At 30.3% G+C, this 14,820-nt stretch carries 15 protein-coding genes; 5 read left to right on the top strand and 10 right to left on the bottom strand.

Going from position 1 to position 14,820, the window contains the following annotated elements; translation table 11 throughout:
* Positions 1-12: 12 nt before the first annotated feature.
* The 6 genes from CLOBL_RS17565 to CLOBL_RS17540 form a co-directional block, all read right to left on the bottom strand.
* Entirely contained in the window at positions 13-567 is a 555-nt protein-coding gene (locus tag CLOBL_RS17565) for a 4Fe-4S dicluster domain-containing protein (RefSeq protein ID WP_077860226.1), read from the bottom strand.
* Positions 568-613: 46 nt separating this feature from the next.
* A complete protein-coding gene (gene fdhD, locus CLOBL_RS17560) occupies positions 614-1,426 on the bottom strand; it encodes a formate dehydrogenase accessory sulfurtransferase FdhD (protein ID WP_077860225.1) in 813 nt (270 codons plus the stop codon).
* Positions 1,404-1,982, bottom strand: a complete 579-nt coding sequence (mobB, locus tag CLOBL_RS17555; RefSeq protein WP_077860224.1) for a molybdopterin-guanine dinucleotide biosynthesis protein B — start codon at positions 1,980-1,982, stop codon at positions 1,404-1,406. Before mobB ends, fdhD begins: the two co-directional genes overlap by 23 nt.
* Complete coding sequence (gene glp, locus CLOBL_RS17550) at positions 1,960-3,171, bottom strand: gephyrin-like molybdotransferase Glp (RefSeq protein ID WP_077860223.1); 1,212 nt, start codon at positions 3,169-3,171, stop codon at positions 1,960-1,962. The genes mobB and glp overlap by 23 nt, the downstream gene beginning before the upstream one ends.
* Before the next feature lie 20 nt (positions 3,172-3,191).
* Positions 3,192-5,333: a formate dehydrogenase subunit alpha gene (fdhF, locus tag CLOBL_RS17545; protein WP_077860222.1), complete on the bottom strand. Its 2,142-nt coding sequence runs from the start codon at positions 5,331-5,333 to the stop codon at positions 3,192-3,194.
* A 175-nt stretch (positions 5,334-5,508) separates the two neighbouring features.
* On the bottom strand, positions 5,509-5,859 hold the full coding sequence (locus CLOBL_RS17540; protein WP_077860221.1) for a Na-translocating system protein MpsC family protein: 351 nt from the start codon (positions 5,857-5,859) through the stop codon (positions 5,509-5,511).
* Between the two features lie 276 nt (positions 5,860-6,135).
* On the opposite strand from CLOBL_RS17540, the gene CLOBL_RS17535 reads away from it, so the two are divergent.
* The 3 genes from CLOBL_RS17535 (at position 6,136) to CLOBL_RS17525 (ending at position 9,054) form a co-directional block, all read left to right on the top strand.
* Positions 6,136-6,624, top strand: coding sequence for a MogA/MoaB family molybdenum cofactor biosynthesis protein (locus tag CLOBL_RS17535; RefSeq protein ID WP_065419130.1), 489 nt, complete (start codon positions 6,136-6,138; stop codon positions 6,622-6,624).
* Positions 6,625-7,069: 445 nt separating this feature from the next.
* Positions 7,070-8,248, top strand: a complete 1,179-nt coding sequence (locus CLOBL_RS17530; RefSeq protein ID WP_077860220.1) for an MFS transporter — start codon at positions 7,070-7,072, stop codon at positions 8,246-8,248.
* Positions 8,249-8,610: 362 nt separating this feature from the next.
* Positions 8,611-9,054, top strand: a complete 444-nt coding sequence (locus CLOBL_RS17525; protein WP_077860219.1) for a MarR family transcriptional regulator — start codon at positions 8,611-8,613, stop codon at positions 9,052-9,054.
* Between the two features lie 196 nt (positions 9,055-9,250).
* Here the strand turns inward: CLOBL_RS17525 and CLOBL_RS17520 are convergent, their stop codons facing one another.
* On the bottom strand, positions 9,251-10,132 hold the full coding sequence (locus tag CLOBL_RS17520; RefSeq protein WP_077860218.1) for an AraC family transcriptional regulator: 882 nt from the start codon (positions 10,130-10,132) through the stop codon (positions 9,251-9,253).
* A gap of 382 nt (positions 10,133-10,514) precedes the next feature.
* The gene (locus CLOBL_RS17515; RefSeq protein ID WP_035302562.1) at positions 10,515-10,847 is read right to left on the bottom strand and encodes a helix-turn-helix domain-containing protein; all 333 of its coding nucleotides are present in this window, start codon (positions 10,845-10,847) and stop codon (positions 10,515-10,517) included.
* Between the two features lie 132 nt (positions 10,848-10,979).
* Between CLOBL_RS17515 and CLOBL_RS17510 the strand changes: the two genes are divergently transcribed.
* The gene (locus CLOBL_RS17510) at positions 10,980-11,375 is read left to right on the top strand and encodes a pyridoxamine 5'-phosphate oxidase family protein (protein WP_077860246.1); all 396 of its coding nucleotides are present in this window, start codon (positions 10,980-10,982) and stop codon (positions 11,373-11,375) included.
* A gap of 160 nt (positions 11,376-11,535) precedes the next feature.
* Here CLOBL_RS17510 and CLOBL_RS17505 read toward each other — a convergent pair whose 3' ends face one another.
* The gene (locus tag CLOBL_RS17505) at positions 11,536-12,204 is read right to left on the bottom strand and encodes a TetR/AcrR family transcriptional regulator (RefSeq protein WP_077860217.1); all 669 of its coding nucleotides are present in this window, start codon (positions 12,202-12,204) and stop codon (positions 11,536-11,538) included.
* 188 nt (positions 12,205-12,392) lie between these two features.
* Between CLOBL_RS17505 and CLOBL_RS17500 the strand changes: the two genes are divergently transcribed.
* Positions 12,393-13,157, top strand: a complete 765-nt coding sequence (locus CLOBL_RS17500) for an SDR family oxidoreductase (protein WP_077860216.1) — start codon at positions 12,393-12,395, stop codon at positions 13,155-13,157.
* Positions 13,158-13,428: 271 nt separating this feature from the next.
* On the opposite strand, the gene CLOBL_RS17495 is transcribed toward CLOBL_RS17500, so the two are convergent.
* Positions 13,429-14,778 carry a HAMP domain-containing sensor histidine kinase gene (locus tag CLOBL_RS17495; protein WP_077860215.1) on the bottom strand — a complete coding sequence of 450 codons (1,350 nt, stop codon included), beginning with the start codon at positions 14,776-14,778 and terminating at the stop codon, positions 13,429-13,431.
* Positions 14,779-14,820 lie beyond the last annotated feature (42 nt).

Genomic DNA, 14,820 nt, shown 5'->3' with positions numbered 1-14,820 from the left:
AATTCCTCTCTCTTATAAGTTTAAGTTACTTACTGCTCTTATGTTTCTTATTCTTTTTTCTTCTACGACATCGAATAATTTAAGAGCATCTTTAGGACATGCTTTTACACAAGCTGGTTCACCTTGTTCTTTGCATAAATCACATTTATATGCAACCTTTGTTTCTTTTTCTTCTAGTGCTTCTTCAAATAATTCCTTCTGCGCATTTTGCATAACTGGTCTTCCAGCTTTATATTTAGTTCCCATTTCAATAGCGCCAAACGGGCAAGCTACTGCGCATGCTTTACAACCTATACAAATTTCTTCATCAATTATTATTGCATTATCTTCATTTTTAATTGCATTTATAGGACAGACCTTTGCGCAAGGTGCATTTTCACAATGTCTACATTGAACTGGAACTGTAAAGCTCTTCTCTTTAATAACATGTATTCTAGAAATTATTGGTGTTTGTATATTTCCAACAGTGACTGCTTCATTATGAGCCTTAAAGCAAGCTATTTCACAAGCCTTACACCCCACGCACTTATTTGCATCTCCCACAATAAAAGAATTGTAATTTTCCATATTAATTTCACTCCTTTGTACAATCAAGCATCTAAAAAACAAAATACTAGAATTCTGATTTTTTATTAGTATCTACAATTCTATATCCATTAGCATATATATTCATTTTATTGCCTCTTACAAATCCAACTAAGGTAATATTTAATCTTTTGGCAAGCGCCACAGAAAGACTTGTAGGTGCTGATTTAGATATAATTATTGGTATTTCCAGCTTAGCTGCCTTTAATATCATTTCAAGAGATACTCTTCCGCTAAGTATAACCGCTTTATCCTTAAGGAATATACCTTTCATAAGCGATTCTCCAATAACCTTGTCCAATGCATTATGTCTAGCTACATCTTCATACACTACCAGCATTTCATTGCTATCACATAATGCAACGCAGTGAACTCCTCCTGTGTTCTTAAAAATATCTGAATAATCTAAATTTGTTCTCATAAATTCAAATATTTTTTCAGTATACATTTTTGCATCACTTTCAACAGGCTTGCAGTTTAAGGAATCTAAGAAATTATCAATTCCATCAATTGATTGATCCTTTATACTTTCTAAATCAATTTTCTTAGAGAAAAAGCTTTCGCGAGCAGCATCTTTATTTTTAATCTCAACCTCTGCAATTCCTTTTTCTTCATTTAAATTAAAAGATATTATATCATCACTAGTATTTATTAAACCTTCTGTTCTTAAAAAACCAACTGACAATGCTTTTAAGTTTTCTGGACTACATAAAAGTGTAGCTAACTTTTTTCCATTAAGAAAAATTGTTAGTGGGTATTCTCTAACTAAAAGTTCATCTACATCTGCTTTCCCAATGCCGTCTTCTATTTTAAAAACTTTACATTCTAATGTTTTTTCCATTATTTATTTCTCCTTTGCGCACTTTAAAAATAACTTTGTCCTCAATAAACTCAGCTATCTTATTCACATCATTAATATCCAATTGTTCTATATCTAAACTTAGCTTTTCATCAGTAGCTACTGCTAAAAATTTCGTTCTATCTAAACTTTCATTTTCACATAGAAGCTTTGAATCAACTTCTTTTCTATGAACTTCTATTTTAGGGTATCCATTATTTTTATACCCCTCTATGATTACCAAATCCATACCTGCAAATAGCTCTAGTATTTCTTCAAGCTCTTTTTCTTCCTTAGTTTTTTCTATCATAGCTATTTTTTCTTTTGACGAAATAACCATTTTGTCTGCTCCAGCTTTTACAAATCTATAACTGTCTTTTCCCTCTTTATCAATTTCAAAATTATGAGCATCGTGTTTTAAGACTCCTATGTTATAGTTTTTTTCTTTTAATATAGGTATTAATGCTTCTATGAGCGTTGTCTTCCCTGTTTCAGATTTAGTTGCAACTATAGATATTACTTTAATCTCACTTGATTTATTTAAAGATGAATTTTCCACTTAAAACTTCCCCTGCCTTTTTATATCCAATTCCTTCTGGCATTATTATTATTCCATTTGCCTTACTCATAGTAATCAACTGGTTAGAACTTTGAGATCCGGCCTTATATGCGTATAACTTTCCGTTCTCAGCTTTTATCTTTACATATATGTACTTACTTCTGCCTTCTTTTTCCTTAAAGTCTTCAGCTAGTATAACTGGGAAAGTATTATCGCTCTCCATGTTTTTACCAAGCATTTTTTCACAAGCTGGCTTTACGAATTCTTCAAAGGTAGTTATTGCTGATAATGGATTACCTGGTAAGCTAAAAAATAGTTTTTTAGCAATAACTGCAAAACTTATTGGCTTTCCTGGCTTTATAGCTACAGATTGAAATTTTATATCAGCATTCATTTCCTTCAATACTTGTTCTACAAAATCAAAATCTCCAACTGATGCACCACCTGAAGTTATAACTACATCTGATTTTTCTAATGCTTCTTTAATTTTATTTTTTAAAGTATCCTTTTTATCTTCAACAATTCCTAGGAATAAAGCTTCTAAGCCTAAATTCTGAATTAATGCTTTTAGCGAATATTCATTGCTATTTCTTATTTGTCCAAACTTAGGAGTTTCATTTATGTCTACAAGTTCATCTCCTGTTGTAAGTATTGCTACTACTGGATTTCTATGAACCTTAATTTTGCTATAACCTAAGGAAGCCAAAACTCCAATTTCAGTTGGCCTAATCAGCGTTCCTTTTCTTAAAGCAATATCTCCTACTTTAATTTCTTCACCAAGTTTTATTACATTGCATCCATTTTTAACTTTCTCAGAAATATAAAGAGTATTTTCATGAACCTCTACTTTTTCAATTTGTATTACTGCATTTGCACCTTTAGGCACTGGTGCTCCTGTCATTATCTTCATTGCTTGCCCGCTTTTTAATTCTTTATCACTAAACTCCCCAGCTTTTATAAGATCAACTATTTCAAGCTCTATTGAAACTTCATCTTCATATAAATCAGTATCCTCACCTTTTATTGCATATCCATCCATTGCTGATTTATCAAAGGGTGGAAGATTATATCTAGAATATATATCTTCTGCTAATACCTTATTTAAACAAGATAAAATATCCTTCTCTTCACCTTCTAAAGCCTTAGACTCTTCTAAAATTATTCTTAAAGCTTCTTCTACACTAATCATTGCTATTTCCTTTCCAAATATTATTTTTCAGATGTTATTCTCATTTTCTTTCTTATATTTTTGTATTCGGTTATTATATATTCCTCAGCTGATTTTTGATCTTCAATTCTTTCAACCTTAATAGCACAATACTTAAATTCAGGAGTTTTTGAAATAGGATCAAGACTATCATTAGTTAACTCATTACATGCACCAATCCACCATTGATATGTCATAAAGGTAGAACCCTTTTTAACTCTTTCAGTAATAAGTGCTCTTGATAGTACACTTCCTCTTCTAGATGTTATTCTTACAAGTTCTTGGTCTTTTATATTTAACTCCTCTGCATCTTCAATACTCATTTGTATAAATCCTGGCTCATCTGCAAGCTTTTGAAGGGCACGGCAATTTCCTGTCATTGTTCTTACTGAATAATGTCCAACTTCCCTTACAGTTGATAAACTTAAAGGATATTCTTCATCTGTTAATTCAACTGGTGGTCTCCATTCACAAGCAAATAATCTTCCTTTACCGCTAGGAGTCGTAAATTTATTTCCTTCATATAAATAAGGAGTTCCTTTGTGATCTTCTGTAGGACAAGGCCATCTAACAATTCCTTGTTCTTCAATCTTTTTATAGCTTGCTCCTGCAAACTTAGGACATAGACTTCTCATTTCATCCCATATTTCTTCTGTATTTTTATAATTCATTGGGTAACCCATAGCTGTTGCTACTGCACTTATTATTTCCCAATCAGTTTTTACATCCCCTAAAGGTTCTACGGCTTTTCTTATTCTTTGGAAGCCCCTATCTGCCGAGCTATAAACTCCATCGTGTTCTCCCCAAGAAGTTGAAGGTAAAATAACATCTGCATGAAGAGCTGTTTTATTCATGAATATATCTTGTACCACTATGAATTCAATTTTATCTAAAGCTTCTCTAAGCTCTGCTGCATTTGGATCACTTTGAACTGGATCTTCTCCAAATATATAGTAGGCTTTTATTTTATCTTCCTTAAGAACTAATTCAGGCACTTGAGTTAAAAAGTATCCATTTTTATCTGAAAGTTTAACACCCCAAGCCTTTTCAAATTTTTCTTGTACTTTCTTATCTGTTACAAGCTGATATCCTGGATAATTATTAGGGATTGTCCCCATATCACAAGTTCCTTGTACATTATTTTGTCCACGAACTGGTCCAATTCCAACACTCGGTCTTGCAAAGTTTCCTGTTAAAAGGGCAATAGATGCAAGGCCCCTTACTACATCAACAGCTTGTGAGAATTGGCAAACTCCCATACCGTATAATATTGTGGCATTTTTAGCCTTTGCATAAGTTCTCATTGCTTTTCTTATATAATCAGCTTTTACACCTGTTATTTTTTCAGCATATTCTGGAGTATATTTTTCTACTTCTGCTTTATACTTTTCAAAATCCTCAGTGTATTTTTCTACATAATCATGATCATATAAATCTTCATTTATTAACACATTTCCAAAGGCATTAACTAGAGCCATATTAGTTCCACCCTTTAGTTGAAGCCATAAATCAGACAATCTTACAACATCTGTTTTTCTAGGATCTGTCACAATTACTTTTGCACCCTTTTCTTTAGCCTTAACTATTCTTCTTGCTACTATAGGATGAGTTTCTGCAGGATTATATCCAAATATAAATAAAACATCTGAATCTTCAATTTCTGGAATAGAATTTGACATTGCCCCATCACCTAGTGAATAAGTAAGTCCTGCAACAGATGGTCCATGGCATACTCTAGCGCAATGATCTATATTGTTAGTTCCAATAACTGCTCTCATAAACTTTTGCATTACATAGTTTGGTTCATTACCTGGACCTCTAGCTGAACCTGTACCCATAATTGCATCTGGTCCATATTTAGCTTTTATCTTCATAAGATTTTCTGCTGTAAATTTAATAGCTTCATCCCATGAAACTTCCTCTAATTCTCCATTTTTTCTTATCATAGGCTTTTTAATTCTAGAAGTTAATATTTGAGGGTCATTTAAGAAATCCCAGCCATAATATCCTTTTAAACATAATTTTCCTTCATTATTATCACCATTTGCAGGTTCCGCTCTTACAATCTTTCCATCCTCAACTACAAGATATAAATTACACCCACTTCCGCAATAAGGACACACTGTTAACACTTTCTTTTCCATATTCTGCTCCACTCCTTTTAATTATCTACTCATAAAATCAACTATATCTAAAAAAATAAAAAACCAGTACAAGGACTGCTTATTCCAACGGTCCTCAGTACTGGTTTATTTAAAAGCTAAAATATTATTAATATTCTTCTTTTCAATCCAACCTTAATTTATTAACTTTTAGAACTTAATTTACTAATTTTATCGTTATAACTACTGTTCTATTATCATTTTCTATATTACAAATTTTCCAGCTATAAGTAAAGTCTTTTTTCAATATATCTTTTACTTCCTGAAGAAAATTTTTTTCAAGATGAGGCTTCATTATTTTCCAATAGTCCGTCACTATGTCGACAGCGCCTTCATTAACCAAAATTTCGCTAAGATTTGAAAGAATACCCTTTATCTCTACAGTTATTGTATCAGTGGAATTACTATTTACCTTAACATATTCTGGCCCTCTACCTCTGTAATGTTTTACAATTTTAACTGTAACTTTTTTAATTCGTTCTTGCAATTCAAGATTTATATCACTCATTTTCTATTTAAATCTCCTATTTTATTAACAAAATCCGATTCTATATATTTTATCCTTATGCAATATTTTAGTCAATCCAAGATGTTGATGGAATTCTTCATTTAAAGCTTTATTTTTACATATTTCTAACTAATTATCACTTATCTTAAGTCTTTCATTTTTTCTTTAATTGATCTTATATTTAATATTAATATTTTCATCTATAATTAAATTATAGTATAATTATTTAAGTTTAAATATTTACTAATACAAATCTTCCCTCAGGAGGTAAACATAATGATAAGTACAGCAATACTAACTATAAGTGATAAAGGCTACAATAATCAACGAGAAGATCTAACTGGTCCAGCTATAAAAGATATTCTACCAAGTGATAAATTTTCTGTAGATTATTATAAAATAATCCCTGATGAAGTTGAAATGATAAAAGAAGAACTAATATATCTTTGCGATTCCTTAGGTATTAATATGATCTTAACAAATGGTGGAACAGGTTTTTCAAAAAGAGATGTTACTCCAGAAGCTACAACAAGTGTTATAGAAAAACTAGTTCCTGGTATCCCTGAAGCAATGAGAAGTGCTTCACTAAAAATAACTCCTAAAGCTATGCTTTCAAGAGCTGTTAGCGGAATTAGAAAAAACACCTTAATAGTAAATTTACCTGGAAGTCCAAAAGGTGCTGTAGAAAATCTAGAGGTTATACTACCTGCCCTTCCTCATGGAATTGATATTCTAACTGGTGAAGCTTCTGAGTGCAGTCGGTAATATTGAAAAAAATAAATTCTATATTGAAAATTTAATATTTCATATTTCATAATTTTTAGTTAGTTATTAACAGCTCAAATTCAATGTATAAATAATTAAAAAAGTACCTTATAAATAATAAGCGTTTTATCTATAAGGTACTTTTTTAAATTATTTTTAGGTATATTAATCTCTTTGTTAATTATTATTCTCATATAAACTCTCCTCGTTAAATTATTGTAATTCCATTTTTCCCTTTGAGCAACAACCACTTTTAATATTTTTTAATCATCCAATGTTATTCTATAAGCTAATTCAAACTTATCTTCGTTAATCAAAAAATACTTTCCATATAAAAATTTCATTTTACTTGATCTATCAGTCAAACTAGTTGTAAGGGAAACTAATTCGTGTTATATTAATATTAGTTGCAAAGGAAACTAATATTACAAAGGAGAGAATAATCATGGAAAAAGATATACAAAAAGATAAGGTTCTTTGGACAAAAAACTTCGTCATTATAAACGTCATAAACTTATTAATATTTTTTGGATTTCAAATGTTATTACCTACACTTCCGCTATATGCAAAAAAACTCGGAGGGACAAACTCTATCATTGGATTAGTAACTGGATCATTTGTAGTATCTTCAGTAATAATTAGGCCAATTTCAGGATTACTTCTTGATAAATTAGGACGAAAAAAGGTATTTTTGGTTGGATTATTTATATTTATTATATCAGTATTCTCATATTCACTAGTTCCATTTATTAGTGCAATTCTTATAATGCGTTTTATACATGGCTTTGGTTGGGGTGCAGCAAGTACAGCTTCCAATACAATTGCTGCAGATAATATTCCTAAGAATCGCTTTGGTGAAGGAATGGGATATTTTAGTTTAACAAGTAGTTTGGCCATGGCAGTAGCTCCTACAATTGGACTATTTGTGATATCAAAATATAGCTTTCAAGTTCTATTTTTAATATCTACCATACTAGCCGTGCTTGGTGCTATTATTGCTTTTAAATTAGAATATAAAAAAATTGAGATTAAAGAGCAAACTGAAATAAAAGCTTCATTGTATGAAAAAGTATCTGTAAATCCTTCTATTATAGTATTTTTTGTAACAATAACTTATGGTGCATTAACCAGTTTCTTACCTCTTTATTCCTCACAAAAAGGCATAGAGAACATTGGAGTTTTCTTTACAGTCTATGCAATATCCTTATTTATTTCTAGACCAATATTCGGTAAAATAATAGATAAATTAGGTTTTGACTATGCAATTATTCCAGGTTTTATATGTGTAATTGTATCTATGGCACTGTTGTCTGAGGCTTCAAATATTAGCATGTTTTTAATCGCCGCATTTATTTACGGAATAGGCTTTGGAGCAACTCAATCTAGTTTACAGACAATGGCAATGACTGGTGTTCCACCTTCACGTCTAGGTGCTGCCAATGCTACATTTTTCACTGCATTTGATTGTGGTATAGGATTAGGGGCAGTAATTTTAGGAGTAGTTTCATCAAACGTCGGATATGCTCAAATGTATCTTTGGGCAAGTGGATCTGCTATTATAGCGTTTATTCTTTATTTCATTATTGGTAAAAAAAAGAGACTTCAATCGCAAATACAAAAGTAGCATTTTACCTTATAATTTGTACGTAACATAAATTCTCAAAGTATAAATTAATCACATACAAAGTCAGCTCTGCATCTTATCAAGGGCAGAGCTTTCTTTTTGTAGATAATATCTATATTTTAAAATACTAATCTATAATTCGAAAATATATATATCCTAGTAAATTATTGAAACTATAATTATTTATCTATATAATTAAGATGGTTTTATCCGATAGCTAGCAACCGTAACACTCCTTTTTCTTTAAGCGGGAGATAACGGTTGCACGCTCCTGGATAAGTTCAACTAAATTCAGCTGGAGTTAAAACTCCACCTGAAAAGTTTCACTTTATAGGAAACTAATGTAAAGGAGATAAGTAAATATGGAGAACATTAGTAAACTTAATGCAGCAATTTACAGAAATGCTCAGAGCATAATAAATTCCAAGCTTATAGATTTAAATATTAGAAGTGGCCAACATGATTTTTTATATGTAATTTCAAAAAATGAAGGTATAAATCAGAAAGAGTTAAGTGAATTTTTGTATGTAGGTAAATCAACTACAGCAAAAGCAGTAAAAAATTTAATAGAAAATGATTATGTAAAAAGAGTTCAAGATGAAAATGATAAGCGTATTTATAAGTTATATTTAACGGAGGAAGGAAAAAAAGTTATACCTAAAATAGATGCAGCATTTTTAGAATTAGTGTCTATTTTTTCTAGAAATTTATCTAAAAAAGAAGAAGAACAAACAATTACTATTCTAAAGAGAATTCTCCATACGGTTTCTGAAGAAAAAAATAAACTAAATTCTAATATTGATTAATTTATAGATTATTTCATCTTTTGCAAAATGCAAAGAAGCCGCCTGTAGCAATAAAAAACCACGACTATTTAAGCCACATACAAATAGTCGCGGGTTTTATGGTTGAGAGGTGAAGCGTAACCATTGAAATCCATTAATAGAGATATTATATAATTAAGAAAGTAATTGAACTACAAGAAATTATAAATATTATTAATCAAACTTCTTCAAACGATGAATTCAAAATATGGTCAGGGAATATTTCTTCTGGAACAAATTCAGTTGTCGGTGTATTATAATCTACTTTCTGAAAATCAGCATTATCAAACCAAAGCTGTCCTTTACCACTTAACAATACTCCAATATTTATAATAGCTGCATTCTCTGGAATATCCAGTACACAAGAATAATAATTCCATTCAGTTGTTCCAGTAATTGCTCTACTCTGCATATTATCAAGTTTAAGTGTAACACCCAAATTGCTGTCTATTCTCATCCATAATCCGCACCATCCCTCTACTTCTTTGGTTTTTACAAAACCTGAAAAGCACATTCTCTTCCTAACAAAAGTTTTAGCACTAATTTGCTGCATTATAGTTCCATATTCTTCAATTGAAAATTCATCTCCTACAGAGCAAATTGTAGCCGCCTTTGAACCCATGTGATATATCTTATTGTCTATGCTAATCTGGTATTTTTCAGGTGCTGTTCCTGTTATAATCCAACCTTTTATTTTATTTTGCTTATTCATATTTACGCCTCCTATAATTAAATCCTTAATAGCTGATCTGTATTTCCCTGGAGGTAATTGATAAACACTTTTAAAAGCTCTGGTAAATGCTTCTTGAGATTCAAAGCGGTATGTTAGAGCGATATCGAGTATAGGTGTATTTGTATTTAGCAGAACTGAAGCTGCCCTAGCAAGTCTTCGCCTTCTGATATAATCATATAGCGCAATTCCTACTTCTTTTTGAAAAACTCTATGAAAATAGAATTTCGAAAACCCTGCAAATTTAGAAATTTCATCTAAAGTCAGTTTTTCATGTAAATTCATTTCAATATAATCTAATGATGCCTGAATTTCTTGAATATGTGTCACCAATATCACCTCTTTGCAATCATTATAGCACTTGTTAAGATTTAACTTTTGATAGTTCTTGCCTTCTTCTAAGTCATCAACTTAAAAATTAACAAATATATATTGTATATTTATATATTTTTATTTCCCTACAAAATAAAAAGATCGCATATAAATCAAACTAAAGGAATGTTAACAGATTTTGATATGTGTCACTTCACAGATTGAGATGAGCAAGTAGAATTTTTTCTATATCATTTTTAAGTCTCTCTTTTGCAATATATTTGTATTATACAAAAAAATCGCAAATTCAATTTATTGAATAATACGATTTTTACAATTTGTATTTATCTTTAGTAATTCATAAAATAATTCCTTAATAATACATTCTGATAGTTATCACCTATTCATTTTTAGTAGATTTAATATACTTATCTCCCCAAATTCCAAACTGTTCTAACACAGGCTTGAATTCCTTTCCCAAGTCTGTTAGTGAATACTCAACCCTTGGTGGAATTTCCGAATAAACATGTCGATTAATCACTCCATAATCTTCTAGTATTCGTAATTCCTTTGTTAATGTAGACTGTGCGATATTATCCATTCTTCTTTGTAATTCTCCAAAACGTAGTACTCCATCATTCAAATTATACATAATTAATATTGACCATTTCCCAGAAAATATTCTTTGCGCTATAAGATATGTACATTTCCCAAAACTGTTATTGTTCATCATAGCTCCTTTCACAGTATCTAATTAGATACTTACTCCACTTAAAATTCGTACTTTTCATATTTATTATATATGATATTATTAACATGACGTCAAGTTTAATACACATATACGAGAGGAGCAATACTTATGAATATGAGCAATGCATTAGAATTTTTAAAAGAAAGCGGTACTTTTTATTTAGCAACTACTGAAGGTAACCAACCAAGAGTAAGACCATTTGGTGCTGTCTTTGAATATGAAGGAAAATTATACATTGTCACAGAGAATACAAAAAAATGCTTTAAACAAATGTTAGAAAACCCTAAAGTCGAAATTTCCTGTATGAATAAAAATGGACAATGGATTCGTATTGCTGGAGAAGTTGCAAATGATGAAAGACGTGAAGCAAAGGAATTTGCTCTAGAATCTAATCCATTTTTAAAATCTAATCATAGCGCTGATAATGGAGTTTTTTCAGTTTTATACTTTACAAAAGGAACTGCTACTATTTATTCTTATACTGCTGAACCTGAAACATTCTCACTATAATCCATATATAATTCAGTAGTATTAGTTTTGCAATTACGCTATTTCAATCTCCAAAAGATTGAAATAGCTTTTTAAATATTCTCTCGATTTGTTTAGTAAATTTATATCTTGAGAAAATGTAATATCTGCTAGTATATATGCTATATTAATAGTAATCTAACTATAATGTTTTATTAAACTTTTCAACAAGATGCTCAATAATCGGTTCAATTTTTGAATCATCGACTATAGATAATTTTTCAGCTTTAAATAACTGTATTTTCTGGAACTGATAATAATCATAAAGCACTTGTCTAATTGATGTTTGATTATAAATTAAATATTTTGTGTTAATAATCTCTCGTAACAGAAGATCATCTTGAAGCAAAATAAAATTTTCATTAATCGGATTAAATATTTCCTTATCTTTTCCAGTCTTATAAAATTCCAAAGCCTTTTTTTTATGCATTATCAAGGCATCTTCCAATTTATCGTATAGATTAGGATATGCTGATTGAAGATCTTTAATAAATCTATCAGTAATAATACCTCCAATTGATAATGTCTGACCATATAATTTCTGAAAACAAATTCCAAACTCTAATTCATCTTCCTCCGCATTTTCCCATTCCAGTGTTGCTATATAATCAACAAACACTTGAACTACACCATCAATCACTTCTTCCTTTGAAGAAAAATGTTTATACATTGTAGTCCTGCTTATATCCATATGTTTAGCGATATCTTCCATTCTCAGTTGTTGAAAACCGTTTTTCATGACAGACAGTGCTATTTTTTTCAGCAACTTGCTTCTTCTTTCATCGTGCTGTCCATCAGTATGTAGATCCATTCCGTTACCTCCTATAAGTTTATATTTTTAATTATACATATAAACTTATATAGCAGTCAATAAACACAAAATAAACTCACTTTACAAAATTCACACTTTTTGTTTACATAGTATTATTATTATGATATTATTTAAACATTAATTGGTCATTACTATGAAAAGACTAGTTAATAGAAAGAAGGGATAACATGAGTACAAATAATAAAATATTATTATCTGATGGAATTAAAGACAAGGTGATTGTAATTACCGGTGCAAGCAGTGGAATAGGTCAAGCTACTGCAATTTTACTTGCAGAGCGTGGTGCTAAAGTCGTACTCGGAGCGCGCAGTTTAGATCGTCTACACACTCTTGCACAACATATAATTAATTCAGGTGGTGAAGTTGCTTATGCACGCACAGATGTAAAAAAGCGAGATGACTTGTCTTCTCTTATTAAGTTGGCATGTGATAAATATGGTAAAGTTGATGTTTTAATTAATAATGCTGGTATTGGACCGATTTCACCACTTGATGATTTACGTGTAGAAGAATGGGAAGAAATGATTGATGTTAATATTAAAGGTGTTCTATATGGAATAGCTGCAGCACTTCCTATATTCCGCAAGCAATGTTTTGGACATTTCATAAATACAGCATCCACAGCTGGACTTAAGACTGTTTCAAACCAATCTGTTTATTCTGCCACAAAATTTGCGGTACGTGCAATATCTGAAGGTCTACGTCAAGAGGCCGGCGATAAATTACGAGTGACTGTTATTTCACCAGGCTTTGTTAATTCGCCTTTTGTTGAAAGTATCTCAGATTCAACGCTTAAAACTCAACTTATGGAATCGCGTGATAAATTTGCAATATCTCCCGAAGCAATCGCTCGTGCTATTGCATTTGCCATAGAGCAACCAACTGATGTTGATGTCAGCGAGATTGTTGTCCGTCCTACTGCACAAAATTAGTAATTCCTATTTACAAAAAAATGTACGGAGGTCAATGAATTATAAAATGAAATAATAATTAGAATATAAAAGCTACGTTATCTAATAAAGTAATTTTAAATATAGTAAATATATTTTATGTAGCTTATTACATTATCATCTAATTAAAATTTATTATTAATGAAGCTCCCGTGACAAAAAACACGACCGCCTATAAGGAGCTATTTAAAGCACATACAAGCGGTTGTGGGTTTCATGTTAAAGGTGAAACGTTACCCTTAAAATCCACCAATTATATAATTATATTAATACATATTTTATTTTCTTTATACTCAGCCCATATCTTGCCTTCATGTAACTCCACAATACTTTTAGCAATTGAAAGTCCAATACCTGAACCCCCAGTTTGATTATTTCTTGATTCATCAGTTCTATAAAACATGTCAAAAATTTTATTTAATTCTTCTTCTTTTATTGGCTTACACTCATTTTCAATGGTTACCATTGCTCTATTTTCAGTTTTAAGAATCTTTATATTTATGTCATTATTCTTATTACTATACCTTATAGCATTAGAAATTATATTTTCAAAGACTCTTACCATTTTTGCTGGATCTACATTTATATTTAAATCTTCATTTGGCGCTTCAAATAAAATATTTAAATCATTTTGGTTACATACAGCCATAATTCCCTCTATAACTTGTCTCATAAATTCATTTAATGAGATATTCACCTTTTGAAGTTTAATATCGCAAGATGTGAGTTTTGTGTATTCAAAAAGATCATTTATTAACTCTTCTAATCTATTGGACTTATTATCAATTATATCTATATACTTGCTTATGTCATCTTTTACTTTATAATTCTCTTTTATCAATTTTATATAGCCAATAATTGATGTTAATGGTGTTCTTAAATCATGTGATACACTTACTATAAGTCTATCTTTATTCTTTTCAATCTCCTTTTCTTTCTCTTTCAAATTCATTAGTTCTTCAGTCATATAATTTATATTTTTTCCAAGAATAGATAGCTCATCTCGTCCCTTTACTTCAACTCTGTAGTTTAACTTCCCTTTTGATATTTCTACAAGTCCTTTTGACAGACTATTTATATACTTTACTTTTCCATAAGTTAATAATAAGAATAACACTACAAATATTACTATTCCTAAAGGAAAAAGGGTTGAAGCTGAAATATCTCCCTTGTACAAAACATCTGAAACAACAACATATCTCTCCTCCCCTAAGGCTTTTATATCATAATGCATTATGTTATTTTTATCAAAATTAGATTTGTATTGCTCACTTAAAATTTTATTTATATCAAACTGCTTTATCCCGTTATTTTCAGGACTAAATAGCACTTTTCCCTGTTTATCAACTATGAATACTTTAAATCTAATGGTATCTCTGCTTACAATCTCTTGGAGTTTTTCATCACTGTTCATGTTTTCATCTATTTCTTTATATATTTCCCTGCAATTATAAGTAAAATTTCTTATTTGATTTGAATAATCTGTTTGCTCGTCTCTCCAAGCCCCATTTATAACAAGAGTAATTACTATACTTAAAGTTAAAGACACTAAAAAAATGACAAGAAATGCAAACCTAATTCCCCCAAAATTTTTACCCTTCAATTTTATATCCAACTCCCCATACAGTTTTTATATACTTAGGAT

It is taken from the genome of Clostridium sp. BL-8, from assembly GCF_002006495.1.
Taxonomy (GTDB): domain Bacteria; phylum Bacillota; class Clostridia; order Clostridiales; family Clostridiaceae; genus Clostridium.
This window is presented reverse-complemented; position numbering and strand designations above follow the sequence as displayed.